The 22,894-nt window shown below is 59.6% G+C and carries 27 protein-coding genes and 1 pseudogene; 16 read left to right on the top strand and 12 right to left on the bottom strand.

Annotation, left to right across the window (positions count from 1 at the left end):
* The first annotated feature begins 206 nt into the window (after positions 1 to 206).
* Positions 207 to 353, top strand: coding sequence for a hypothetical protein (locus CB0101_RS15180; protein WP_010309783.1), 147 nt, complete (start codon positions 207 to 209; stop codon positions 351 to 353).
* Positions 354 to 446: 93 nt separating this feature from the next.
* A complete protein-coding gene (locus CB0101_RS00830; protein ID WP_010309785.1) occupies positions 447 to 1,205 on the top strand; it encodes a class I SAM-dependent methyltransferase in 759 nt (252 codons plus the stop codon).
* A 26-nt stretch (positions 1,206 to 1,231) separates the two neighbouring features.
* Here CB0101_RS00830 and CB0101_RS00825 read toward each other — a convergent pair whose 3' ends face one another.
* The 3 genes from CB0101_RS00825 to CB0101_RS00815 are packed head-to-tail and all read right to left on the bottom strand — an operon-like array spanning position 1,232 to position 3,345.
* A complete protein-coding gene (locus tag CB0101_RS00825; RefSeq protein ID WP_071778140.1) occupies positions 1,232 to 1,630 on the bottom strand; it encodes an SRPBCC domain-containing protein in 399 nt (132 codons plus the stop codon).
* Positions 1,627 to 1,893, bottom strand: a complete 267-nt coding sequence (locus tag CB0101_RS15810; RefSeq protein ID WP_071778141.1) for a non-oxidative hydroxyarylic acid decarboxylases subunit D — start codon at positions 1,891 to 1,893, stop codon at positions 1,627 to 1,629. The genes CB0101_RS00825 and CB0101_RS15810 overlap by 4 nt, the downstream gene beginning before the upstream one ends.
* 9 nt (positions 1,894 to 1,902) lie before the next feature.
* Positions 1,903 to 3,345 (bottom strand): UbiD family decarboxylase, encoded by a 1,443-nt coding sequence (locus CB0101_RS00815; RefSeq protein WP_010309801.1) that lies wholly within the window; start codon positions 3,343 to 3,345, stop codon positions 1,903 to 1,905.
* 287 nt (positions 3,346 to 3,632) lie between these two features.
* Here CB0101_RS00815 and CB0101_RS00810 point away from each other — a divergent pair, with 287 nt between their 5' ends.
* The gene (locus CB0101_RS00810; RefSeq protein ID WP_010309803.1) at positions 3,633 to 5,243 is read left to right on the top strand and encodes a thiamine pyrophosphate-binding protein; all 1,611 of its coding nucleotides are present in this window, start codon (positions 3,633 to 3,635) and stop codon (positions 5,241 to 5,243) included.
* 541 nt (positions 5,244 to 5,784) lie between these two features.
* Here CB0101_RS00810 and CB0101_RS00805 read toward each other — a convergent pair.
* The 4 genes from CB0101_RS00805 to CB0101_RS00795 all read right to left on the bottom strand — a co-directional run bounded on the left by CB0101_RS00805 (position 5,785) and on the right by CB0101_RS00795 (position 8,279).
* Positions 5,785 to 6,483, bottom strand: coding sequence for a DUF429 domain-containing protein (locus tag CB0101_RS00805; protein ID WP_010309805.1), 699 nt, complete (start codon positions 6,481 to 6,483; stop codon positions 5,785 to 5,787).
* 18 nt (positions 6,484 to 6,501) lie between these two features.
* Complete coding sequence (locus tag CB0101_RS00800; RefSeq protein WP_010309807.1) at positions 6,502 to 6,702, bottom strand: hypothetical protein; 201 nt, start codon at positions 6,700 to 6,702, stop codon at positions 6,502 to 6,504.
* A 264-nt stretch (positions 6,703 to 6,966) separates the two neighbouring features.
* Positions 6,967 to 7,113, bottom strand: a complete 147-nt coding sequence (locus CB0101_RS15175; protein ID WP_168187926.1) for a hypothetical protein — start codon at positions 7,111 to 7,113, stop codon at positions 6,967 to 6,969.
* 57 nt (positions 7,114 to 7,170) lie between these two features.
* Positions 7,171 to 8,279, bottom strand: a protein-coding gene (locus CB0101_RS00795) for an IS3 family transposase (protein ID WP_136643917.1) whose coding sequence is annotated in 2 segments (ribosomal slippage) — positions 7,171 to 8,015 and positions 8,015 to 8,279 — 1,110 coding nt in all. Because the reading frame shifts where the segments join, the coding sequence is not laid out codon by codon here.
* A 228-nt stretch (positions 8,280 to 8,507) separates the two neighbouring features.
* Here CB0101_RS00795 and CB0101_RS00790 point away from each other — a divergent pair.
* Positions 8,508 to 8,981: a hypothetical protein gene (locus CB0101_RS00790; protein WP_136643916.1), complete on the top strand. Its 474-nt coding sequence runs from the start codon at positions 8,508 to 8,510 to the stop codon at positions 8,979 to 8,981.
* A gap of 279 nt (positions 8,982 to 9,260) precedes the next feature.
* On the opposite strand, the gene CB0101_RS00785 is transcribed toward CB0101_RS00790, so the two are convergent.
* Positions 9,261 to 10,241 carry an IS5 family transposase gene (locus CB0101_RS00785; protein ID WP_136643901.1) on the bottom strand — a complete coding sequence of 327 codons (981 nt, stop codon included), beginning with the start codon at positions 10,239 to 10,241 and terminating at the stop codon, positions 9,261 to 9,263.
* A 1,306-nt stretch (positions 10,242 to 11,547) separates the two neighbouring features.
* Here CB0101_RS00785 and CB0101_RS00780 point away from each other — a divergent pair.
* Entirely contained in the window at positions 11,548 to 11,862 is a 315-nt protein-coding gene (locus CB0101_RS00780) for a hypothetical protein (protein ID WP_010309818.1), read from the top strand.
* 37 nt (positions 11,863 to 11,899) lie between these two features.
* On the opposite strand, the gene CB0101_RS00775 is transcribed toward CB0101_RS00780, so the two are convergent.
* Positions 11,900 to 13,126, bottom strand: coding sequence for a tyrosine-type recombinase/integrase (locus tag CB0101_RS00775; protein ID WP_029553033.1), 1,227 nt, complete (start codon positions 13,124 to 13,126; stop codon positions 11,900 to 11,902).
* A 781-nt stretch (positions 13,127 to 13,907) separates the two neighbouring features.
* Between CB0101_RS00775 and CB0101_RS15170 the strand changes: the two genes are divergently transcribed.
* Positions 13,908 to 14,051: a hypothetical protein gene (locus tag CB0101_RS15170; RefSeq protein WP_010309822.1), complete on the top strand. Its 144-nt coding sequence runs from the start codon at positions 13,908 to 13,910 to the stop codon at positions 14,049 to 14,051.
* 250 nt (positions 14,052 to 14,301) lie between these two features.
* On the opposite strand, the gene CB0101_RS00770 is transcribed toward CB0101_RS15170, so the two are convergent.
* Entirely contained in the window at positions 14,302 to 14,565 is a 264-nt protein-coding gene (locus CB0101_RS00770) for a hypothetical protein (RefSeq protein ID WP_010309825.1), read from the bottom strand.
* 193 nt (positions 14,566 to 14,758) lie between these two features.
* On the opposite strand from CB0101_RS00770, the pseudogene CB0101_RS00765 reads away from it, so the two are divergent.
* From CB0101_RS00765 to CB0101_RS00755, 3 genes and pseudogenes are all read left to right on the top strand, one after another.
* Positions 14,759 to 15,866 (top strand): annotated as a pseudogene (locus CB0101_RS00765) (IS3 family transposase).
* A gap of 181 nt (positions 15,867 to 16,047) precedes the next feature.
* Complete coding sequence (locus tag CB0101_RS00760; RefSeq protein WP_136643915.1) at positions 16,048 to 16,212, top strand: Nif11-like leader peptide family RiPP precursor; 165 nt, start codon at positions 16,048 to 16,050, stop codon at positions 16,210 to 16,212.
* Positions 16,213 to 16,377: 165 nt separating this feature from the next.
* Entirely contained in the window at positions 16,378 to 16,677 is a 300-nt protein-coding gene (locus tag CB0101_RS00755; protein ID WP_136643914.1) for a hypothetical protein, read from the top strand.
* A 3-nt stretch (positions 16,678 to 16,680) separates the two neighbouring features.
* Here CB0101_RS00755 and CB0101_RS15575 read toward each other — a convergent pair whose 3' ends face one another.
* On the bottom strand, positions 16,681 to 16,878 hold the full coding sequence (locus tag CB0101_RS15575) for a hypothetical protein (RefSeq protein ID WP_246833796.1): 198 nt from the start codon (positions 16,876 to 16,878) through the stop codon (positions 16,681 to 16,683).
* A 7-nt stretch (positions 16,879 to 16,885) separates the two neighbouring features.
* Complete coding sequence (locus tag CB0101_RS00745) at positions 16,886 to 17,605, bottom strand: 16S rRNA (uracil(1498)-N(3))-methyltransferase (RefSeq protein ID WP_136643913.1); 720 nt, start codon at positions 17,603 to 17,605, stop codon at positions 16,886 to 16,888.
* Between the two features lie 167 nt (positions 17,606 to 17,772).
* Between CB0101_RS00745 and CB0101_RS00740 the strand changes: the two genes are divergently transcribed.
* The 7 genes from CB0101_RS00740 (at position 17,773) to CB0101_RS00710 (ending at position 22,879) form a co-directional block, all read left to right on the top strand.
* Positions 17,773 to 17,952, top strand: a complete 180-nt coding sequence (locus tag CB0101_RS00740) for a hypothetical protein (RefSeq protein ID WP_010309840.1) — start codon at positions 17,773 to 17,775, stop codon at positions 17,950 to 17,952.
* Between the two features lie 63 nt (positions 17,953 to 18,015).
* Entirely contained in the window at positions 18,016 to 18,453 is a 438-nt protein-coding gene (locus CB0101_RS00735; RefSeq protein WP_010309842.1) for an EamA family transporter, read from the top strand.
* Between the two features lie 10 nt (positions 18,454 to 18,463).
* Positions 18,464 to 18,691 carry a Nif11-like leader peptide family natural product precursor gene (locus CB0101_RS00730; protein ID WP_010309844.1) on the top strand — a complete coding sequence of 76 codons (228 nt, stop codon included), beginning with the start codon at positions 18,464 to 18,466 and terminating at the stop codon, positions 18,689 to 18,691.
* 109 nt (positions 18,692 to 18,800) lie between these two features.
* Positions 18,801 to 19,484: a response regulator transcription factor gene (locus CB0101_RS00725; RefSeq protein ID WP_010309847.1), complete on the top strand. Its 684-nt coding sequence runs from the start codon at positions 18,801 to 18,803 to the stop codon at positions 19,482 to 19,484.
* The gene (locus CB0101_RS00720) at positions 19,481 to 20,815 is read left to right on the top strand and encodes a HAMP domain-containing sensor histidine kinase (RefSeq protein WP_136643912.1); all 1,335 of its coding nucleotides are present in this window, start codon (positions 19,481 to 19,483) and stop codon (positions 20,813 to 20,815) included. The genes CB0101_RS00725 and CB0101_RS00720 overlap by 4 nt, the downstream gene beginning before the upstream one ends.
* A gap of 115 nt (positions 20,816 to 20,930) precedes the next feature.
* On the top strand, positions 20,931 to 22,514 hold the full coding sequence (locus CB0101_RS00715; RefSeq protein WP_168187925.1) for a glycosyltransferase family 39 protein: 1,584 nt from the start codon (positions 20,931 to 20,933) through the stop codon (positions 22,512 to 22,514).
* A 35-nt stretch (positions 22,515 to 22,549) separates the two neighbouring features.
* The gene (locus tag CB0101_RS00710) at positions 22,550 to 22,879 is read left to right on the top strand and encodes a hypothetical protein (protein WP_136643911.1); all 330 of its coding nucleotides are present in this window, start codon (positions 22,550 to 22,552) and stop codon (positions 22,877 to 22,879) included.
* Positions 22,880 to 22,894 lie beyond the last annotated feature (15 nt).

The following is a 22,894-nucleotide window of genomic DNA, read 5'->3' as shown; positions in this document are numbered from 1 at the left end:
CCATTGAAAAGGCGAAGGTGGGATCGCGGGCTGGCTCAGCATCTGCCGCGAATAGGAAACGCACCAACGAAGGAATCTCGGTTCACCAGAAACTCCCCGACAACAACCTGGGAAGACGCCTGGTGGAGGTCCATCAAGCCTGCGAGGGTTAAGACATCGAGAGGACGACACCTCCGATCAACCCATCACACCACCAGGACAAATCGATGAACATCACCATCACAGAACTGAGCACAGACGAGCTGGAAACCATTCAGGCCGGACGCAGCGGCTCCACACACCTTGGCTACATGCCGAATCCCTGGGTGGAGAAAAGCGATCTGATCTCCTTCTACAAAGACCTATCCGAGTAATCTGCCCTCCAAAGAAGACAAGGAATCAGGTCGAACAAAAACGACAAGCACGCCTGAATGTTGGTACGGTTGAGAGGCGTGCTGCGGTGAAGCATGGATGATCTGAGCCTGCTGATCGACCTCCACATTCACGGCCAGCGTCAGGGCCCAGGAAGCGACGCCTGCACCAAGAAAGCCATACAGCTCGCGGGATTGAACCCAGAGCAGCCCTTGCGCATTGCGGACCTTGGCAGCGGCACCGGCGCCTCGGCGATGGTGCTGGCAGAAGCGTTGAGCGCCCAAGTGATTGCCGTCGATTTCGTGCAACCCTTCCTCGATACGCTCACAAGCCGCGCTGGCGAACGAGGCGTAGCCGATCAGATTGAAACCATCTGCTGCAGCATCGATGAGCTGCCATTCGAGGAACACTCACTCGATGTGATTTGGTCCGAAGGTGCGATCTACAACATCGGATTTGAGCATGGTGCCCGCATCTGGAAGCGCTACCTCAAGCCAGGTGGAACGCTCGTCACCTCCGAGATCACCTGGCTGACATCCGAGCGACCTACCGAATTGAATGAGCACTGGTGCACGGAATACCCGGAGATCGGCTTGGCATCCGAGAAGCTGGCCGTGCTCGAACAGCTCGGATATGAACCAGTGGCTTTCTTCGTGCTCCCAGAAGAATGCTGGATCGATCACTACTACAAGCCGATGCAGGATCGATTTGCGGCCTACCTCGAACGCAACAACCAATCAGACGACGCACGCGCCATTATCGCTGCCGAGCAGCTCGAGATTGATCTCTACCAGAAGTACCGCTCATTCTTTAGTTATGGCATGTACATAGCCCGAGTCCCTGCGAGAGACTGAGCGCTGTCGCGCAGACCTTGGGCAACCTATTGATCGACGTACGCCTTCAGCCGATGAAGCACATGCCCCCAATGCGTATTACACCTTGGGAGATGCGGATCAGCGGGATCCCAGCCGTCATGGCTCAACTCAATCGATGTGTGCTGGCCTGATTCACGCAGCTGAAACGTGAGGGCTTTACCGGTCGAAGAACCAGGGCCCTGCGTGCACTGTTGGACAATCTTGGAGCTAGGAATCAGCTCGCGTGTTGTCCAAGTGAATGTCGGCCCTTCGTCGCTCTCCAGCGTCAGAGTTTGACCAATCGCGACCTCTCCATTCACCTGACCACAGTGCCATCGAGCAATTTGGTCGAGGTTGGTGAGCGCTTGATACACCGTGGCGGGCGAAGCGTTCACGTTGATGCTGTGCTGCAGTGAGATCGTCATGACTTGGCCTCCCGGCGGGCATTGTCTTTGAGTGGGGGAATCGCTGGCATCACGGGGAAGCTGGAAAGATCATTGGGATCGATCTTAAAGACTGGGTCATACAGTTCAGGATTGGTCATTGACGCTGGCTCTGTGCTTCTCCACGTAAACATGCAAGTGGTGCATCGGTAGAGCTCCCAGGCCCCTTGAACGGGTGAGCGGAACTGAACCTCAGTTGTTTTGCAATTGCAGCGAGGGCAAGTGTCGAAGACTGGATCTGGCATGACTGGAGATTAAACGGCAGATGACGAAATGGACTGCATCAGCTCTTGAAGTTTTGGCAGCCAATCATGAGCCTCAGGAGGATCCTTGATTTGCATGGAATAATCTCCGTGATCGTCGGGCGGTACGGGTGTCGCCGCATCGAGAATCATTTTGTGCGAGATGCCAACAGGATCGGAGCCTGGGTCCAATGCCAGGATTGAGCATCCTGGAATGATCACGCAGTCAAACTTGGGATTGAACTTGGTTGACAGCGCCCACATCACTTGCGGGAGGTTATAAGGATCCACATCGGCATCAACAACGATCACGACCTTGGCGTAACCGGTTCCATGTGGCGTCTGCAAGACAGACATCCCGATTGTTTTGGCAAAGCCCCCAACGCGCATCTCTGTTGAAACGATCACTACAAGGCCGTGGGTATACAGCGCATTAACAGCGACGACCTCAGGAAACTTCTCCTTGAGTTGCACATAGAGAGCAGGACTTGTGTTCAAGAACATGTAGTCGATCTCTGTCCATGGCATGCCAATGGCGCAGTACTCATAGAGCGGCTTGTTGCGGTGATAAACCTTCGACACCTCGACGCTGCACATGTTGCGAATACCCGAAAGATGCCCCGTAAACTCTCCGTAGGGTCCATCGGGCTCTCGAACTCGAGGCAAGATCTTCGCCTCGAGAACATATTCAGCACCCCAGGGCGCCTGTAATTGGCTATCCAGGGTGACAACAGGATAAGGCTCTCCACTGAGAGCACTGCACATGTTGTATTCATCTTGACCGTAAAGCAATGGCATACTGGCCACGAGCGGAAGCAGCGGCTCATTGCCAATCGAGATCACAATGTCAAGCGGCCGATTGCTTTCTTCAGCGGCTTTGAAGTGAACAGCAATATCATGATCGGGCACCATCTGGATGCTCAGATGTCGCGGCCCCTTCACCTGCAACCTGTACATCCCCACATTCTGCTGGTCAAAGTCATCCATGTGATCCGGATGCCTTGACACAATGGAGGCTTTGTTGATGTACAGGCCTCCATCTCCAGAATTCAGGCGGAAGTGGGGCATCAACGCAAACAGGTTGATCGCATCCCCTGGGAGGCAATTCTCCTGCCATGGCGCAGACTCCCGCTCCTCAATACACCCTTTCGAGAAGTTTTGATACCTCTGATTAAACTCTGAAGCGAGCTGCTTCAGAGGCGTATTCTTGGGCAACCCAAAAGCAAGCGCGATATTCGGCCATGAGCCATGAACATTGGCCGCCAAACGCGTCTCTTCGGTATAGCCTTTGATATTCTCAAACAACAAAGCTGGCGCCGTCTCGCCAAAGCCTTTGTTATTGGCACTCATCGCGGCCGAGATATCAGGCTCTGGCAGCACTTCTTCCTGAATGCGAAGCAGCTGCCCCTCTTCCTCCAGCTTGGCCAGAAAAGTCCTGAGATCCTTAAATGACATCAACAACCAATGGCGGCTGGACGGACGTTGCCGAGGGGCTTGGGGCCTTGCTCAAGAAAGCCTTGGCGTGTTCAACCGGAAACTAGCCACGGGCCAAGAAACGAGCAAAGCCAAGAAACACCCAGCAATACAAAGCAATATTTGGTTGCAATTCATGACCCGACAACCGCGCCAGTCAACAGGGAACAGCAGGTGCCGTTGTTGCTGTTAAATCCGAATGCATCTGGGGTGCCACAAACGATGAAGGCTTCTAAAGTGCGAACAAGCAAGCCTTACCTCGAGTTCTGATGACCTACACCGGAGGCGATCTGATCCGCGATTTTCTGAATCTTGAAGAAATCCCATACGTCTTCGGCAATCCAGGAACCACAGAAACCACATTTCTCGATGCGGTGGGGCGCTCCAAGGCTCAATACCTCTTGGCGCTTCACGAATCGAGTGCCGTGGGGATTGCAGCGGGATATGCCATGGCGACCCGTAAGCCCGCGATCGTGAGTCTCCACACCTACCCGGGCTTGGCCAATGGTTTGTTCAACATGCGCAACGCCCTTCTGTCTGGCGTGCCGCTATTAGTGATCAATGGCCAACAGGACTCCCGTTTTCTGATCCATAACCCAGTGCTGGGGGCGCCTAATGCCCAGCTGGCTGAAACAGCCACCAAATACAGCTTTGAGGTTGCGCAAGCGGAAGATCTTCCGATTGCCCTGCAGCGCTGTTGGCTACAGGCCCGTCTTCAACCAAGTGGTCCGGTTTTTCTCTCTGTTCCCATGAATTTCATGCAGGAACCGATGGCTGAGGTGGGGCTGCGGCGCACAACCGTGCTGGATGACGTGGTGCCAGCCGGCCTGCATCAGCTCGCCGATGCATTGCGTGACCCTGACGCTGGACCTCTGGCCATCGTGGCCGACTACGCCGTGGGGGCATCAGGTGCTGTGACGCACCTCAGCCAGCTGGCCTCTCATCTGCAAGCCGATCTCTATTCAGCGCCATTCCATGTGCAGGGCGTGGTGGATCCCTTGCATCCCAACTACAAGGGGCAATTGCCCGCCACAACCCGTGAGATCCGGAAACTCTTAAGCCAATACAAACGCCTGCTGTTACTCGGAGAGAAGATCGACACCTTCACCTTCAATGGCGAACAGGCCATTCCGGCCAACCTCAAAATCTTCCATCTCGCTCCCTCAACGCGCCAGTTGGGTTTCGATTACCCCTGCGACCTCGCGGTTCTGGGCGATGTGGGCGCCTGCTTGAAGGCTTTGGTCGATCAGCTCGCTGCTCCTGCGTTACCCAGTTTCCAGTGCGATGACGCCACGCTGTTGGCTCAACTGCGGGCGGAGTATCCAGATCATGGAGCTCATGCCAGTGACGCCCTGATCCTGGATGTGTTGCAGCAGCTGCCACGCCAGTGTCACCTCATCACCGAAGGGTCTTCAGAAGATGCCTTGGTCCAGCGGATGGCCATCACGCTGGGCTTCAGCAACGTTCATTTCGCACCCCGTGGGGGTGGACTGGGCTGGGCGATGCCACTGGGTGTAGGCCTGTCACTGGGATTGAAGCAGCCTGCGGTGTGTTTTGTGGGTGATGGAGGCGCTCAGTTTTCAATCCACTCCATCTGGAGCGCTGCGCGTTATCGCATCCCTGTGGTGTTTGTTTGTTTTGTGAATCGTGAGTACCGAATCCTGAAAGATCTTTGGTGTGGCGCCCTCAATACCAGTTTCGATCAGGCTCAATTTATTGGTCTTGATTTTGATGATCCAGCACTTGACCTGGAATCCATTGCGCGTGGCTACGGCGCTCGCACCAGCTGGTTGCGCGATACCACCACGGTGGAACAGGAGATTCAAGCGGCGCTGCAGCATCAAGGCCCTTCCTGTCTGTTCATCGAACGGGAACCCTGACGCGTTAAAACCCCCGAGCGATGCGCCCGGGGGTCATGAAGCAATCAATAGTCCAATGGCTTTCGTTGGTCGAAGCTGCTGGCGTTGGCGCCTGGGGCCGAACGTTCCAGATGTGAGCTGCTTTGATCTCCTGGGGCACCTATAGCGGTGCAAACGGAGTGTCGATCAGTCAGGCGCACAGGTGGAGGCGGCGATGAAGGCCATTCCTCGTCATGCCCGGCTGAACGACCTGCCCACGGTTGGGTGAAGACTGTTGGAGCAGGGGCCTGCAGTCAGCGTGCTTCTGGCAGGTAGCGGGGTGGCGTGTCGTCCATCCGGGCGCCTCCTTGATTGATGCCTGCAGCATCGCCACGGTGGACACCCCACGGCAATCGGGATTTACACGCATTGCCTTGGCGCCCGAGCGGGAGCAAGGTGGATTGTTTGGCGACGCAGCGAGCCCAGTCGCATCTGGTCAGACGTTGATCAAGTTCAGTCACCCTTCAGCGCAGGGCTGCAACGCCGCAGCCGGCCGTGGACCGTTGCCTTGGTGAGCGGGCGCTCAGACCTCGGCCGTCCAGATCCAGCCCTCCTGTTCTGCGATCGCCAGATCCTCCGGAGGGCGTGCACGCCCCTTGATGAAATCCGCCGCAGCGAGCACGCAGACCAGGGCGTCGATGGCATCCTCTGAGGCCGGTAGCCCTGCATCAAGAGCTGAGAGATCCAGCAATGGCTCCAGCCCCTCGATCGAACCGCCTTTTCCTGGGGAGCCATGGGCGAGCCGGGTGGCAGCCGGATACACCTCAATCGCAGCGGTGTACTGCAGGTCAGCCGGAGACCATGCCAACGGGATCGGCTGATCCGTTGTGTAGCGGAGTTGCTCCAGCAGATTCAATGCAGCGACAGCCGTGCGAGAGATGAAGTTCGCCCCCACCTCCAGCGGCCGCTTCCTGAAGCGCTGGTAGATGGCGTCGTCGGTTTCACGGCGAAACAGCTCATGGGCCGCTGCTCCCATGCCGGCACCGGCCTGGTGACCCACGAGCACCGCTCCCATCGCCCGCGGCCACCCCAAGGGGGCATCCAGCGCCAATAACGCTAGACCGTTGGCCTCAATCCAGCGGCTCACAATCCAGGCGGGTTCCTCCCGCGGGCTTCCGGTTCTGCAGGCCTTGATGCGGATGATCTCGCCATCCAGCTCACCGAGAGCCAAGCCAACCTTGGCGGGCTGTGTGGCGCAGTCGATGCCGATCAGGGCAACCATTGGCCGAGGAGTAGCGGCTCAGACTTTCGCCTGGATCCACTCCTGCAGAAGTTGCTCGGGATCCACACCCTCGAGGAGTTCATCCGGGATCACGGCCACGCGGCGTAGATCCGGTACGGCACCTCGCACCTGAGCGATGGCGTGGTCTGGATCCATCGCCCGTACAGGCTGGATGCTGCAGCGCTGGGCATCGCAGAAGAACACCGAGAAGCCAGCCATCCAGAGTCCACGTGAAAGAGGGGGGCCGCGGTGTGAGGAGTGCGGCCCGGTGCTGCGCCATAGGACCGCCGGGGGGTGAGAACCGCTCCCGGCTGGTGAACGAGCACGGCTCGGTCATGGCTCAGGTGAGTGGAAGACCGCAAGGGGAGCGCAGCATGACTGGCTCATGACTCAGGCTCAAATGTGTTGTGAACAATCCCGTGTCCATCAGGTCCCGGGACGGTGACCACAGCAAATCTCGGGCGAGTGGGATCCGTCATCGGCTCACTCCTGGTGGTGGCGACGCTTCTCGCGATCGAGCACATCCCCGATCACCATCGCCATCACCACCGACATTCCAATGGCCAATGCCGCGGCGAGAGAAGCACAGCTGGCCAACTGTGCAGAAAGGGCAGCGATCGGGTCGGCCATGCCACCAGCCTGTGACGTGACCCCCTTCATTGGTCCAGGCGCAATGAGAGTGGGTGGTTATGCAGCAGCTGGTTGAGCTGCCTCCAGGGGCGTACGCCCCTGGAGGGCTGAATGCGGCCTCAAGGTGTTGTACTCCCAGCGCCAGCGATCAGCCAAGGTTTGGGCCTCGCTCACGGTGGTGAACAGCTCGGTGTTCAGTAACTCATCCCTGAACCGGCTGTTGAACGACTCGGCAAACCCGTTCTGCCACGGTGATCCTGGTTCGATGTAGGCCGTGGTGGTGCCGCTGTTCTCGCTCCAGCGCTTGAGGGCGTGGGCGATGAATTCGGGCCCGTTGTCGCTGCGGATGAACGCTGGGGCTGGGTAGAGGCTGGTGAGCTCCTCCAGCACCGCCACGACGTCTCTGGACTTGCAGCGCCTGCCCACCCGGATGGCCAGGCAGAGACGGCTGTGCTCGTCGATCACGTTGAGGAACTTGAGCCGCCGGCCATCGGCCGTGGCGTCGAATTGGAAGTCCATCGCCCAGACCTGGTGCGGGTGCTCAGCCTGGTGACGTCGCACCGAGCCGTCAGCCGGGCGTGCCCTCTTCTGCTTGCGGGGGGTGGGCCGCTGCAGGTTCTCCTCGCGCCAGAGCCGGTGCACCCGCTTGTGGTTCACCGTCCAGCCTTCCCGCCGCAACAGGCGGTGGGCCATGCGCCGGCCCCAGCGGATGTGCTCAGCTGCGATTTCGCGGAGACGATGCCTCAGCTTGGCCTCCTCAAGATCGGCGACCTTGCCGACATGGCGCTGGCTGCTGCGGTGCTGGCCCACCAATCGGCAGACCCTCCGCTGGGATGCCCGGTAACGCTCCTGCAGGACTGTGACGGCCCGCCGGCGACGCTCCGGGCTCAGAAGTTTCCCTCAGCGAGGTCCTTGAGCATCGCCTTGTCGAGCTCTGCTTCCGCCAGAAGCCTTTTGAGCCGGGCGTTCTCTTTCTCCAGCTGGCTGAGCCGTTTGGCCTCTTCTGCCTTCATTCCGCCGTAGAGCTGCCGCCAGCGGTGGTAGGTGGGCTGGGAGACCTCGAGAACTCGGCAGGCGTCCGCAACTGTCTGGCCCTGGGCAAGCAACTGGTCAGCCGTTTTGAGCTTGCGGATGATCTGCTCGGGTGTGTGGCGGGTTCGTTTCATGGTGGAGTCCCCGGCCCAGTCTGGCCGGATGAGGACTCTCATTCACCCTGGACCGATTTTTAGGGGCCACGCCACTCCTCCCTGCCAGCCCCGATCGAACTGCTGCGCCGATCCGAGCTCATCGAAGCTCTAAATCAGATCCAAGCCCTCGGCGCTTAAGGGGCCAGAGGGGGCCAGAGGCCCCTTTGCGATTCAGATCCTGACCACTCGCACACACCTCACACGCGTATGACTGCAACCCTCACCGCCACTTCTGCCTCCCTGGGTGAACCCGCTCCGGGCACAGCAGAAGCCCTGCTCCTTCTCGCCAATGCGGGAGTCCTCCCCGCCAGCTCTGGCACGGAAGACCCGCGTTTCTCACCTGACTCCATCACCACCTGCGTGACCCGCCTACTTGAGGTGAAGCAACAGCAAGAACTCCTCACCGCCGAGCAGAAGGAACTGAGCGAACAGCTGCGGCTGGCTCACCTACGCGGCGATCTGCTCACTCTCCTACCTGCCGGCAAGGATGGGAATGGTTATCAGATCACACCCGAGCTCGTGCTCAACCGCCGCCCCGGCCGCAAGCTGTGGACCTATTCCATCGACTGCAAGGAGATCGAATGCCAACTCAAGGCACGCCAGAGCTATGAGCAGCAGAGCGGCCTGGCGAGTTACAGCCTGGGTGCAGCGTTCTGGGAGGTGCGGGCGAGCAAGAGCTGACACCCCACCACACTCCGCCAGTCATCAAGAGCCCTGGGTTACGGCCCGGGGCTTTTCACCTACATCCACCAGTTGCACCTGAACTAGCCACAAGAGGGGACAGATGCGTTAGGGAAACTCTGGACAAGCGGTGTTTGAGCGGCGGCAGCGAGCAGAAAGAGTGGTTTTGGCTGCAAATTGCCTCTGAGGCCATTTTTTGATGACCTTGGCTCACATATCCAGCCACTTTCGGCTGGTTTTGAGGCTAAATAGAGGTGTGCAGGCACACCAAGTCCCTGTTCACACTGTCGCGAGTAATTGTCGTCGGGCCTGGTACAGATTCGACAGTGCCGCAAGCACGTTGATTTTGCAGCGGTTCTTGGCCAAGCCTCGCAGCCGGGTCTTTTGAAAGCCGAACTGCTGCTTGATCACACGGAAGGGATGCTCAACCTTGGAGCGGATGTGAGCTTTGGCCGTCTCGATCAGATCCTGCACCCTCCCATCCGGGGTGTCAGGAAGAGCCCTGCGCGTGCCGGGCCGCATCGCCACTCTGAACTCCGCTGTCTTGCCAGCCATTTCTGGTCTCTTGGCGATGCCCTGGTAGCCAGCATCGCCGTACACCACCTCCTCATCTCCATGCAGTAGCTCAGCTGCCGGGGTGAGGTCGTGCACGTTGGCGGCGGTGACGACAACCGAATGGATCAGGCCTGAGTCCTTGTCAACGCCGGCGTGGACCTTCATGCCGAAGTACCACTGGTTGCCCTTTTTGGTCTGGTGCATCTCCGGATCCCGCTTCCCATCTTTGTTCTTGGTGGAGCTGGGCGCTGCGATCAAGGTGGCATCGACGATCGTGCCCTGACGCATGGTTACGCCCCGAGCGGCCAGGAGCGCTTTGACGGTGTCAAAAATCTGCTCACCCAGCCCATGCTTCTCAAGCAGATGGCGGAACGTGAGGATCGTGGTCTCGTCCGGGATCCGATCGCTGATCAGCTCGATGCCGGCAAAGCGGCGCATGGTGGGCACCTCGATCAAGGCCTCTTCCATGGCCGGATCGCTGAGGGAGTACCACTGCTGCAGCAGATGAATGCGCAGCATCGTTGCCAGCGGATAGGGAGGCCTGCCGCCTTTCTTGCTCGCCTTGGGGTAGTGCGGCTCGATCAGATCGATGAGTGCCTGCCAAGGCACCACAGCCTCCATCTCGGAGAGAAATTTCTCGCGCTTGGTGCGCTTCTTGGCCGTGGTCAGCTCATAGTCCGTGAAACCGAGCTGCTTGCCGCCCATCAACCCAGTCCTGGTCTGCGATTACAGGTTCATTTTCGCGCAGACGGGCTGGGTTTTCCAGAATTTCCTTAGCACAATGGGCGAGAAGACGTCGAAACCAGTTCATCCAGACTGGATACACTTAAGACACGGCGTCAAACCAAACAACCGTCACCAGAGTGCAGCATATACATTGAAAGCATCGTCAAGCATCGGATTACTTTGTCTTAGACTTAGACAGCCTAGATCGTCGCCAAACATCCAGGCCTTGAGCACGAGAAGCCTTACGAAGGGGAACAGAAAAATCCCTTCTTTTTCGATCTTTCCCGATCGAGACGATTCCCACAACGCATAGGCAAGCTGACACAGGCAGAAGAGCCGCGCACAGATGCGGGTGAATCAGCACACCCACCAGAAAAGAGGTCAGGCCAGCAAAAATAAACTTCCCACCATCAAGTCGCAGCATGCCATTCAGAGACTGCCTCGAGAAACAATCACGCAGAGTCAAACACCTATCCCTCGGCAAGACAGCTCTCTTTTTGATTCTCACAATCTAAAGAGGGGGTAACAACTTTTGCAACTCTCTAGCAGCCCCTTTGCAGTGAGTGTCAGGCCGGAAGGCCGGCTCATCGCTTCGAAGTTCAATTCTTATTTTTTTCATATTACGATTTTCCCACATTACCAACAGCCTGACATTCGACCAATACCCGCCCACAAAGCAAGGATCCTTCAGAGCAGATACCTGCATTGAGGTCGTCCCTCCTTCATCAACAGTAAAACCGGCAGCAATCAATTCCCTCTCAACGGAACCACGTACATCCAGGTCACTCGCCTTCGCTGTCCAGAACTCGAATGCCACAGCCAGCATTAAATCTTACACCTCTTAACCTTCACTAGAGACGCATTGAGTGTAAATGCAGTTTTTGCAAAGGCAAATGCGTTCAGCGCATAGATTCTTTCATGCCAAGGCTTGTCCAGGGAGCTGCCTCCTCTTGCCGAGCGAATCCTTGATTGATGCAGGAAGCATTGTCATCCCAGCGGGGGGAAGAGCCATCGGAAATTGGAGGCAATGCCTTGGCTCCCAAGCGGAAGCATCGTGACTTGTTTGGCCTTGCTTGAGGGCTTAAGAAGCGTGCACAAAGGAGTTCTGGAGCATGGGCTCCTGGGCTTGTTGAGACAGTGAATCCTTGGCTACTCACCGCCCCTTGCTCATCGCTGAAATCCGCCGCATTGCAAAGGACCTGTCGGAACCCTTCTGGGCCTCACACCATCCCCTTTGCTCGCCTTCTTCCGATCACTTCTGCCTCTAGTCCCAACCCTGCTGCCGATGCTCAGCTGGACGCGCTCCTGTCTGACGCCGCCCACTCACCAGGCAGCCTCAGCCGACGAGCTCACGCTCCCTCACTTCCAGCAAGACCACGCCTTTGCGGCCTTTGAGCAGGGCGACTGGTTGGCGGAACTGGATCTCCTGCAACTGGGCACGGCTCTGCAGCGCAGCGCCATGGCCCACGGCGGTTACGACGGCCGCTCCTTCGATGTCATGGTCGCCATCGCCGATGTGTTGGAGGCCGATCACGGCTGGAGCTTGGAGCAGTCCGATGCCTGGCTCGAGCGGATGGGGCTCTGGGAGGAGGAGTTCTGATCCAGGCGCGGGCACCCCTGGAAATACAGCCACCAGCTCAACGGCCAGCCGCCTCGCTCGCTCGCGCAAAAGCGGCCGCCGTATTGCTCGCTGAAGCCCAGGGGTAGCTGCGTAGATGCACCTCAAGCGAATGGCCCATGCTGTGGGCCATCGCACCCGCATCAATCCCGCGTCGGTGGCCGCGAAGGCTGTAGGTGTGCCGGAAGCTGTAAGGAACAATCCGGCGGCTCTCTCGGCTGGCGGCGTCACGAACCTCAGTCCAGGCCGCCTGCCGGTTCAGATAAGTCCCGAACGAATCACCCGCACCATTGCCGCTACGAAGCGGTGGGAGCTCAATCTCCCCGGCCTGCCAACGACTCAGTAGTTGCCAGTCGGTCAGGCCACCATCTCCATCCAGAGGCAAAGGGAACACACGGCGGGCGGCTGTATCGCCCCCTCCCGATCGCTTCTGGTAACTGCACCACCAATAGGCCTCACCGGTCGCGCCGTCAGTCCGCACAGAAAGGTGAAGCAGCTCGATGGGCCGCAGTCCGAGTTCGGCCAGCAGTTTCAAGGCGTCACACCAACGCTTGCCGGCACCCTCAGTGGGCAGGGCCTCCAGAAGATCGAGGATCTGCTGATCTGTGGTGAAGGGGTCACCCTTCTGGGTCCTGTTCACCGTTGCATCCCTGCGGCCAACATGCCGCTTGAGATCTGCCGGTGGGAGCCAGAGATCGGGGAAGCGCTCTCGCTGAACGCAGTGGTTCAGGAACTGCGCGAGGGACTGGGCACGGATCTGACGCATCCGACTCCCTGGTGCCCAATCGCGGATACAGGCGTCAAGGAGATCGGCTGGATTCCCTGGTGGCCTGCGCCCGTTAAGCAGCTCAACCGCCATCGACACCACGGGCTCGTAGGCGTGGTTCCAGGTGGCTTCCTTGATGTGGTTCCCATGGTTGCGCTTCTGTTCCTGGAAACCGTCCGCCGCCTGCCGCCAATTCAGAACGGTGCTCGGCGACTTGCCATCAGCGAGCTCCGCGGCCGCGCGCAGCGTGTGACCCTCGCTCCAGTGCACATAGATATTGCGGATGCGCGTGTAGGCGTCGCCGCGTGTGATGCGGTCCCAGGCAAAAGGGAGGGTGATGCTCTCCGGGGTCTCGCCACGGCGGCGGACCGTCAGTCGCACCTTTCCATAGTCTTCGCGCACAGTCCAGCCAACGGCGATTCCGCTCACCTCCTCACGGAAGAGCACCTCCCAGGCCTGTTGCCGTCTGACTTCTGGCACTCCAGAGTTCCGCTCAAATCCCGCTCAAAACTAGCCAATTCCGGCCAGACAGGCCATGACAGAGTCCGCCAGAACCGTTGCAAACACTGAGTTCGCAGTTCTGGCCTCAACCCATGATCTGCTTTGGGAGCACTAGGTCGCAGGTTCGAATCCTGTCGCCCCGATTGACTTCTCAGGGACGGGGTTTCTGAGGCTGAGGCAAACAAGCCCTCACGCCTCAATGCCTCTGAGCCACGCCCTGAGACGTGGCCGCCAATGGCTTGCGGATTCCGGCGAGGGCAGAAGTCATGCGTGCCGCCCGATCAGCGTCGAGCACCCGTGACTGAACCTCTCCGGCTCGTCATCAGCTTTCACAGCCCCGAACTCCACGAAGGCACTTCCTTGTTCACGTACAGCCACGATTAAGTCTTTCCACGGGAATCAAACACCATTCACCCGAAGCCAGTATTTTATGAAAAACAATTCGATCCAAAATGCCTGCAAAGACCTGGTCCAGAACGCAAGCTAAAACAACAAGAAATTCCAAGCAAGGCTCGACCGGCTCACCAATTACTTAATCGATGGCGATTGGCACGGCAGCTTCAGCTCAAAGACTTTTGCCGAAGCCGATGACATCACAAATGTTGTAGCCACCAAAAGCACCCTGCCCTCATTCACGCTCGAGTTCTCACAGATCCCAGGCGGAGCATTAAGAGCAGAAAGAAGCTACGAGGACGAACTTGGCGAGATTGTCCGCGAGAACTACATCGCAGGGATACAACCCTTTGAGGGCACTTTCTACATGCTCAGCCTTGAAGACAACGACATCGTTACGGGCACCATCAACAAACGATCTGGCCTGATCAGCGTGACATTCCTAGAGCAAGACCAGTCGGGCGACGAAGCCTTTCTCGGGATCGAGCAATATACAAATCTATCCATGTGAACATCATCCACTCTATGGATCCCCGCGGATTGGCCTGACCGACCCAGTTGGCCGCACCTGTAGCCAGCACTTAACCCTTCGAATCTCACGCCAATCAATGCAGACCCTTCTTTCACCGTGATGACCTAGGTATCAACCATATCCCAATCAACCGATAACAGGCCCGGCACGAGACGAGCAGGGAAAAGCTATCTCAGAAGTCATCGCCCCACTTAACGCCAGCGATGGCAGAGCCCACCGGAGCTACGGATTACATTTCCGACTGAGCTTGCTGCGTACAGATTGCCCTTGCGGCATCAATATTGTGCGTTTCATTCAACTGCTGAGCCACACAGGTGCAGGTCTGCTGGATCAATCCGGCTGGAGGCGTCTTGCCTGCCTTGTCAAAGTCGGCCCGCATCGCAGAGGAGCACTTGTTGATCACGATCTGATCAAGCATGCTCTCGGCTCTAGCGGCCACCGTGATTCCGGCGCTGAGCAAAGCGGCAGAAGCGACAAAAAGAGTGAAGCGCATGTGCAGATATCTCAATTCGGATGACTCTGACAGCAACAATCGACTCACGCAAGCCACATCCAGCTATGCAAGTTTGCTAACAATCCGACGATCAAGGGCGAGCTTGAATCAAATCGGCCTGGCGTGGCCCCTAAAAATCGGTCCAGGGTGAATGAGAGTCCTCATCCGGCCAGACTGGGCCGGGGACTCCACCATGAAACGAACCCGCCACACACCCGAGCAGATCATCCGCAAGCTCAAAACGGCTGACCAGTTGCTTGCCCAGGGCCAGACAGTTGCGGACGCCTGCCGAGTTCTCGAGGTCTCCCAGCCCACCTACCACCGCTGGCGGCAGCTCTACGGCGGAATGAAGGCAGAAGAGGCCAAACGGCTCAGCCAGCTGGAGAAAGAGAACGCCCGGCTCAAAAGGCTTCTGGCGGAAGCAGAGCTCGACAAGGCGATGCTCAAGGACCTCGCTGAGGGAAACTTCTGAGCCCGGAGCGTCGCCGGCGGGCCGTCACAGTCCTGCAGGAGCGTTACCGGGCATCCCAGCGGAGGGTCTGCCGATTGGTGGGCCAGCACCGCAGCAGCCAGCGCCATGTCGGCAAGGTCGCCGATCTTGAGGAGGCCAAGCTGAGGCATCGTCTCCGCGAAATCGCAGCTGAGCACATCCGCTGGGGCCGGCGCATGGCCCACCGCCTGTTGCGGCGGGAAGGCTGGACGGTGAACCACAAGCGGGTGCACCGGCTCTGGCGCGAGGAGAACCTGCAGCGGCCCACCCCCGCAAGCAGAAGAGGGCACGCCCGGCTGACGGCTCGGTGCGACGTCACCAGGCTGAGCACCCGCACCAGGTCTGGGCGATGGACTTCCAATTCGACGCCACGGCCGATGGCCGGCGGCTCAAGTTCCTCAACGTGATCGACGAGCACAGCCGTCTCTGCCTGGCCATCCGGGTGGGCAGGCGCTGCAAGTCCAGAGACGTCGTGGCGGTGCTGGAGGAGCTCACCAGCCTCTACCCAGCCCCAGCGTTCATCCGCAGCGACAACGGGCCCGAATTCATCGCCCACGCCCTCAAGCGCTGGAGCGAGAACAGCGGCACCACCACGGCCTACATCGAACCAGGATCACCGTGGCAGAACGGGTTTGCCGAGTCGTTCAACAGCCGGTTCAGGGATGAGTTACTGAACACCGAGCTGTTCACCACCGTGAGCGAGGCCCAAACCTTGGCTGATCGCTGGCGCTGGGAGTACAACACCTTGAGGCCGCATTCAGCCCTCCAGGGGCGTACGCCCCTGGAGGCAGCTCAACCAGCTGCTGCATAACCACCCACTCTCATTGCGCCTGGACCAATGAAGGGGGTCACGTCAGGCCGTTGCACGGCTTCCATCCAAGCAACCTGCCCACGTTGACCGCACTCGGAGGCCGGCCATGGGGCGCGGCAGCAGCAAGGGGCACTCTGAGACGCAATGGACTATGAGTGGAGAAGACCCAAGGGAGCATCCCGTGTCCAAAGCCCAGCTCAATGCCTTCATGGTCAAAGTGGCGGGCGACGCCGCCTTGAAGGCTCGGGTCGATGCAGCAGCGGATTCAGCAGCCGTGGTGGTCATCGCCAACGAGGAAGGTCACAGCTTTTCCGCTGCGACCTGGTCTCGCCACGTTCGAGGCTGAGGGGACAAGCCCCTGCGCTTGGCCGTGGGGGCTGAAGTCTTGAATGTCTCAAAACCGTTGTTGGATTCAGAACGACCAAAGCCCTAGGGCCGCACACCAACAGACTGGGACACCAGAGCCGATAGGCGCAGCCCTTGCTAGAGAAGGAGGTATCGCCAGGATCCATTGCCCTTCCTCAAAAAAGCCTTCACAGCGCTAACAGCGTCAGCACTGCTGATCCCAATTGGCGCCCAAGCCGTTGAGAACATTGACACGCAAAGCTACTGGTATGGCTTCTTCATTGGCTCGGCAGCAATGACATGCGCCTTTCTTGAAGACGGACTGATTACTCGAGCACAGGCCAAAGAAACCCTCATCAAGATCTTCAGCAAGGATCCCGAAATTCCCGAGGTCTCACGAAAAGCAGCACTCAAAGAAATGGTTCAAGACAAACAGAACAAGTCTTGTCCACTCCCACCCCGTTGAAGCTCAGTCTGACCGTCCGACCACCTCAGCAGCCAATCGGTCCGCCAGCTGCAGACACAGATCCATCTCCTGCCAAAGCAAAGCGCGGCGCTCATCCGTGACGGCAAACGAACGGTGATGCAAATCGCGCCCGAGATAGCGCAACGCATCACAGATCCGGCGCCAATCATCACTACTGAGCTCAGGACTGGGGTTGGTCATCGCGTGATCATGACGAGGTAGGAAGGGCTTGCGCCAAGGCGGTAGGGAGAGCTGTATCGACACTCAGCACTCGCCCGCCGAGATGAACCCGTTGTGCAATCAGCTGTTCTGCCAGCTCTACCTCAAACGGAACAAACCCGCCTTCCGGACCAATCATCACCACAGAGGGCACGGGCGGCACGTCCGCCAGTGAACGCTCGCCACCCATGTGAGCGATCCAACAGGGTCGCCCGGCGCAGATCTCCACCAAGCGATCCTCCACAAAGGGGCGAAAGCGTGGATGGAGATGAATCACTGGTGCCACGGTGTCGCTGGAACGCTCCATCCCAGCCACAAGAGCCTCCTGCAGCTTCTCCGGCCGAAGCAATGGGCTCTGCCAATAGCTCTTCTCCACACGAGCCGTGTTGATCAGGTGAAGATGGGCTACACCAAATTCGGCCACCGTCCTCAGGATGCGGCGGAGCATCTTGGGCCGAGGTAGGGCCAGCACCACATCAAAACGATGGCGAGCGGGAGGCTGTTGATGGAGGTCAACCCGGAGCTTGACGCCATCAGGCTCGAGCTCCACCACGACGCCTTCGCCTCGAAGACCGCCGAGACAACCGACACACACGCCATCACCAACAACAACATTTAACAACGTGCGTAGATGCTCTGCGCGATGATCACGCAACAGCACCAGATCTTCAGCAATCCAATCGGAGTCATACAGGAGAACAAGATTCATCCGGTCCCATCCGATCCACGACTTAATGCAACCCAGGACTCAACATCCCGCCAAAGCGACCCTACCAGCAGGGCTTGAATGATCAGGAGGTGAAATCGAAATCAACCCTTGAGATTGGTAGCAGTTTTTTCCAACTGCCGTCATGCTCTGTCGCAGCGCGAGAACCCATGGATCAACACTTAGGGCGCGCCTTCAGCACTGAGGTGGTGAGGCGTGAAATCGATGCCATCACCTCGCTTGACGAAGCCAAACGAGCCGCTCACCTGCTGCTCCAACAGATCGAAGTGCAACGCCAAGCCATGGATCTCTTGATTCGCATGGATTGGGATAGCAACGACGTCATCTGAGTTCCGTCTACGGCAGCAAGCAGGCGACCTAGCGTGATTGACGTCTCAGCCGCAACAAGTCCTGTGCAGACCTGGCAGACCTGGCAGATCTGGGCCGCCTTGGCGGCGCTATTTGCCGCCTTCACGGCACTGCTCACCAAGCTTGGCGTTGAAGGGATCGATGCCGCACTGGCGACCTGGGTGCGCACGCTGGTGGTGGCGATCGCGCTGACCGTCGTGCTTGCCGGCAGCGGTCATCTGAGCTGGGGTCCGCTGCTACAGCTCCCGCGCCTTGGCCTGCTGGCGCTTGCACTATCTGGAGCTGCCACTGGCCTCTCCTGGTTCTGCTACAACCGCGCACTGCAGCTGGGACCTGTGGCTGGAGTAGCCGCACTCGACAAGCTGAGCGTGGTGCTCGTGGCGCTCCTGGCCTGGCTGCTGTTGGCGGAACCATTGGGGCTCAAGGCCTGGATTGGTGTGGTGCTGATGGCCATTGGTGCGACGCTGGTGGCCTGGGCCTGATCAACGCGCTGTGAGCACAACGCCACTGGAGCAGTTCCTGGCCCGGGTTCGAGCAGACCCCTTGCTGCGCCGCAGGGTGAGTGAAGCGATCACAGCCGATGAGGTGTCGTTGCTCGCCCAAGACCTCGGCTATCCCGTGAGCGGCAGCGATCTCCTGCGCTTTTCCGGCCGCACAGCCTCAGGTGTCAGGGTGACGCGCATCGAGCACCCCGGCGAATACCCGGGGCGATACGTATAAGCAGCGTTGATCGAGGTAGGCGGCCAAACTTTTAGAGCTTCACGACTTCTTCACAGGCAGCACTCCACGATCGAGTGAGCATGAAGGCTGGGCTGGGCCTACCCATGGCATGAAGGTGCTGATCGTGGAAGACGATCCCGTCATTGCTGGCGCCGTGGCTGAATTGCTGCAGCACTGGGGTCTGGTGACCGAAACCACAGGAAACGGCCTTGAAGCGCTGGCGCTGCTGGAGGCCAGCCCCTTTGACCTCGTGCTCCTCGATCTCAACCTGCCTGGCCTTGATGGCCTCGAGGTGTGCCGCCGGCTGAGGCGCATGCCGGGCAATCAGCCTCTGGTGCTGATGCTCACCGCTCGCGACAGCCTTGATGACAACGTGCTTGGGCTGGAACAGGGGGCTGACGACTATCTCGTGAAGCCATTCGAGCCGGCACTGCTCAAGGCACGCATCCAGGCACTACTGCGGCGCGCCTCACGCCCTCTACAAGAAGACTGGAGCTGGGGTGGGCTGAAGCTCAGCCTCGATGGCCGCACCGCCAGCTTCAACCAGCAAGACCTGCGGTTAACACCCAAGGAACACGCCCTGCTGGAGGCACTGATGAAAGCCGGAGGCCGAACCTGCTCAAAAGATCAGTTGATTGAAGCCGCCTGGGCCTGGGCGGATGTGCCTGGGGATGAAAGCGTGAAAACCCATGTGAAGAACATCCGAGCGAAGCTCAACCAAACGGGCGCGCCTGCCGACCTCATCGAAACGGTGTACGGCGTGGGCTTCCGCCTCAACGCCAGCCACGCGTGACCACGCCTGCCGCCATGGAGCCCGATCTCAGCCGAATCCGCTGGAAGCTCACCGGGCGTTACGCAGTGATCTCATCCTTTGTGCTGGTGATGTTTGGCATCGCCGTGTTTCTGGAAGTGAGCCGCGCCCGCTCTGCTCTACTGCGCGAACAGGTGCAGCAACTGGCCTCCACTGCGGCCTCCCAAATGCCGCTGATCCTGCATGAAATGGAGGAGTACAACCAGCTGCCCCATCAACAACTGCTGCGCGAATCAGGCCATATCGCACGCCTGGAATCACAGGCTTCCGCGTTGCAGCACAAGAAGATTCTTCTCTTCGATAAAGACCGCACGATCCTGAGCCAGTTCGGCGACATGCCTGCCGATCTCAAGGCGCTAGAGACATTGGCTCAGCCCGATGAACGGCAGTTCATCACGGTGCCGAACGGCGTGGCTTACTGGCGCCCGGTGTACCTGAGGGAGAGCACAGCTTCCAACCGTGAACTGGAGGGCTACGTGTTCACATCGCTGTCCACGGCACCAACCGACCGCGAAATGGTGCGCCTACGCAATGGCCTCGTGGTGGGTGGTGCCGTGGGCGCCCTGGCCGCCGCGATGTTGAGCCAATGGATGGTGGGCAGTTCGCTCAAACCGATTCGCGATCAACTGCGCCGCTTGATTCGCTTCACCAGCGATGCCTCCCATGAATTGCGCCATCCCCTCACCGCCATCCGGGCCGTGATCGGCGCGGCACGGGAACGGGGACAGCTGGAGCATGCCGAACCAGCACTGGCCGAAAAAATCGAACGCATCGACCAGGCCACAGCAGAGATGAGCCGCCTGGTGGATGATCTGCTCCTGCTCACGCGCCTCGACCGCTCTGCACCGGATCAGCAGCACTGGCAGCGCTTTGACCTCTGCGATCTAGCCGAGGATCTAGTGGCGTTGTATCGGGATCGCGCCGCTAGCCAACAGCTCCAGTTGAAGGCGGATCTGCAGCGGCCGGCCATGATTCACGGCCACCCCGAACAGCTGCGGCGATTGCTGAGCAATCTGCTGGTGAATGCCATGCAATTCACCCCGCCAGGGGGAAGCGTTGCCCTGCAGGTTCAGCTCCAGGGCCATCAGGTGATGGTGGTGGTGGACGACGAAGGTCCGGGCATTCCCGCCGCGCAGCGCCGGCTGGTGTTTGAGCGCTTCTGGCAAGCCGATGCAGCCCGCAGCGGACCCAATTCAGGCCTCGGGCTATCCATTGCCCGCGGGATTGCCCAGGTGCATGGGGGCGTCATCGAAGCCCAGGGCAGCAGCAGCGGTGGCTGCCGGATGGCGGTGCAGCTACCAGCGGCGGCCTGAGGAGCGGATCTTCATCGCTTCTTCACGAGTTCTTCACCCATCCCTGAGAAAGTGATCTTTTGGCGCTGTAGGCGCCGCATGCATGCCCTGGCGTTGGTGGGTTGGTCTGCTCTGGATGGGAGCACTCCTGCTGTTGTTCAACCACCTGGGCGACCTTCCCCTGCGGGATTGGGACGAGGCCCTGGTGGCAAGGGTCGCCCAAGAAATCAGCCTGCGGCCTTTCCCCGCCAACCTGTTGCCCACGCTCTGGGGCGAGCCCTACCTCAACAAGCCGCCACTGCTCCACAGCCTGATCGCCGCAGCCATTGGCCTCTGGCGGGGTGTGGTTGGCCTCGAGGCTGCGGGTCAGGTGCCCCCCGAATGGGTGGTGCGGGCCCTACCAGCCCTGGCCTCCAGCTTGATCGTGCCCTTGCTGGCGCTGGTGCAATGGCGGCTCCGGCCGGGAGATCGGCTCGCTGCCATCTGCACGGCAGCCGTGGCCCTCACCTTGCTGCCCCTGATGCGCCATGGGCGGCTCGCCATGCTCGATGGCAGCTTGATCAGCGCCATGGCCCTGCAGTGGTGGGCCTTGTTGAGCCTGCCGCAGGATCCGCAGCCTGCCGAGCAACGCCGCTGGGGCCTGATCGCGGGCGGAGCCGCCTCAGCGATCCTGCTGTTGAAAGCCCCCGCGAGCCTGCCGTTGCTCCTAGGCGCGTGCCTCTTGCTGGGCTGGGAGCGGCGCTGGCGCCCGAAGCAATGGCTGCCTCTGCTCGGCTGGATCGCGATTGGACTGGTGCCAGGCCTTCTCTGGCATGGCTGGCATCTCCTAGATCGGGGGCCGGAAGGTCTCACGATGTGGGGGAGCCAGGGGCTGGCACGGGTGGTGAGCTCCCTAGAAGGCCATAGCGGTGGCTGGATGGTGCCGGTCACGGAGGTGTTGGAGGGGGGCTGGCCCTGGCTCAGCCTCTGGCCGCTGGCCATGGTCATGGCCCTGCAACAACGGCAGTCGCGCTGGGGCTTCTGGAGTCTTGGCCTCACGCTGATCACCGCAGCAGCCGTACTGCCGCTGCGCACACAGTTGCCCTGGTACAGCCATTTGCTCTGGCCATCGTTTGCTTTAAGCGTGGGGCCGCTTCTGGCTCAACTGATCGAACGCAACAGCTCCCGTTCCTGGATCTGCACGCGCGTGCTGCCGTGGGTGCCGTGGTTATGGATCCTGGCGGGGGCCGGGTTGCTGGCCGTGCATCGCCAACTGCCGTTACCCATGGCGGTCAGCCTGCCGGTGGCATTCGCCCTCCTGGCTGGAGGAAGCTTGCTGATCAGCCGGCAACAGCGCTGGCGCCTCTGGGGTGCCGTGGTGCTGGTCACACTGCTCTGGTTGGCGTTGTTCGATCTCTTTGCCAGCCGAATCTGGCTGTGGGAGTTAGCGGAAACCTGGAGCGTGCCGCCGGTCACCGCCTGGATGAAGCCACGGCTGGGCGCGAATGGGGCAGCACCACTACTGCTGCAGGGCGATGAGCGGCCCAGCCTCAGTTGGTATCTGGATCGGGAGGTGATCACGGGAGCCAAAGCGCGACGGCAACTGCGCCGCGGCGATCAACAGCAATGGGTGCTTAGCGACGAGGATCCATCCACCCCCGAGCTCAGCTGCGGGCTGGCAGAGCAGGCTTCCGACACCACACCGCAAGGGCCAGATCTCTACAGCTGCCGGCCACTCTGAGGGCCTCACGAGTTCCTCACGGGACGCTGCATACGGTGAAAGAGTTCTCCGAGAGCAGCCAATGTCTCGCGACCGCAAGCGCAATCGGCGTGATCGTGATCATCACCGCAACGATCATCGCGATCACAAGCGCAACCGAAACCGTGATTCGCTCACGGCAGCTTCATTTAGTGATGATCCGATCATTTCAGGTGGCGACTCCAACGATCACGATGGCGAACGCCACTACGGCAGCCGTGATGATCATCGAGAGGATGATGGGCGCCGCGTCGGCAGCGTTGTGTATTCCGACGACAGCGAGCATTCGCTCGGCGGCAGCGATAACCACCACGACCGTGATGATCATCGCGATCACCTCAGCCTGATGACGGCCCCGGATC

This window comes from Synechococcus sp. CB0101 (assembly GCF_000179235.2).
In the GTDB taxonomy this organism is placed as follows: domain Bacteria; phylum Cyanobacteriota; class Cyanobacteriia; order PCC-6307; family Cyanobiaceae; genus Vulcanococcus.
Note: the sequence above shows the minus strand (reverse complement) of the source record. Positions and strands in the feature narration are given on the sequence as shown.